This window comes from Streptomyces sp. HSW2009 (genome assembly GCF_040240285.1).
Classification (GTDB): domain Bacteria; phylum Actinomycetota; class Actinomycetes; order Streptomycetales; family Streptomycetaceae; genus Streptomyces.
This window is the reverse complement of the sequence record NZ_JBEHZD010000985.1, coordinates 1-1,436: the sequence shown is the minus strand read 5'-3', so window position 1 is coordinate 1,436 and position 1,436 is coordinate 1. Positions and strand designations below refer to the sequence as shown.

1 protein-coding gene is annotated in these 1,436 nt (G+C 66.4%); it reads right to left on the bottom strand.

Translation table 11 applies throughout. The features are described from left to right. A partial coding sequence (locus AAHZ94_RS34050; RefSeq protein ID WP_349997552.1) for a condensation domain-containing protein occupies positions 1-1,428 on the bottom strand: 1,428 nt, incomplete at its 3' end. Between the last annotated feature and the right edge of the window lie 8 nt (positions 1,429-1,436).

Genomic DNA, 1,436 nt, shown 5'->3' with positions numbered 1-1,436 from the left:
CCAACGACCCACCCGATTCGACCACTCATCCAACTCCCCATACGACAACACCACACCACCACACACCAACGCCACACCCTCAGGCGACCGCACCACCTCATCACCAAACAACTCCACCACCGAACGACCCGAAACACCCCGCACCTCACCACTCCAGCCCGCCAACAACCCTTCCAACTCACCCACACCCAACACCTCAACATCACTGACGCGTACGTTCACGTCCCCGACCAGGCCACCGAGGACCCGTACGAACCGCTGCACCAGCACCTCAGCCGAGCCGCGCTCGAAGAGGTCCGTGCTGAAGTCCAACGCACCGTCCAACACCACACCCTCAGCCGTACGACGCTCGACGAAGCGGAACGACAGGTCGAACTTGGCCGCGGCTGCGCCGGTCAGTTCGCCGGTGACGGTGAGGCCGGGCAGGGTTGCGATCGTGGATTCGGCCGCCTGCTCCGTGTTGTCCATGGTCAGCATGGTCTGGAAGAGCGGGTGTCGCGACAGGCTGCGCTCCGGGTTCACCACCTCGACCAGCCGCTCGAAGGGCAGGTCCTGGTGCGCGTACGCCTCCAAGTCCCACGCCCGCACCCGCTCCAACAACTCAGCGAACGTCGGATTCCCCGACGTATCCGTACGCAACACCAACGTGTTCACGAAGAACCCCACCAGGTTCTCCACCGCATCGTCGGTACGACCGGCGATCGGCGTGCCGACGGGGATGTCGGTCCCGGCGCCGAGGCGGGTCAGCAACACGGCAAGGGCGCTCTGGAGGACCATGAAGGAGCTCGCTTTGTGCTCCCTCGCCACCCGCGCGACCTGCTCGGACAGCTCCGTGGGGAGCTCGAAGGAGATCCTGTCCCCCTCGTACGAGGACACCGCCGGCCGCGGCCGGTCGAAGGGCAGCACCAGCTCTTCCGGCAGATCTGCCAGGGCGCGGGTCCAGTGGGCGAGCTGGTCGGCCACCAGGCTCTCCGGGTCCGACTCGTCGCCGAGCACGGTCCGCTGCCACAGGCTGTAATCCGCATACTGCACCGGCAACGGCGCCCAACCCGGCGCCTCACCCGACGACACCCGCGCCTCATACGCAGCCGTCACATCACGCGCCAACGGCCCCATCGACCACGCATCACCCGCAATGTGATGCACCACCACCAACAACACACACTCATCCCCACCCAACTCAAACAACCACACCCGCCACGGCACCTCACGGGTCAGGTCAAAGGCGTGCTGGGCGGCCTGCCTCAGCTCGTCCCGCAGGTCGTCCTCACGAGTGGGCACAACGGTGACGTCGATGGGCGCAGGCGGCAGTACCACCTGGTGGGGGCCGTCTGCATCCTCGGCGAAGACGGTCCGCAGACTCTCGTGCCGCGCCGCCACATCACCCAACGCCAACCGCAACGCACCCCGATCCAACGACCCACTCAACCGCAGAG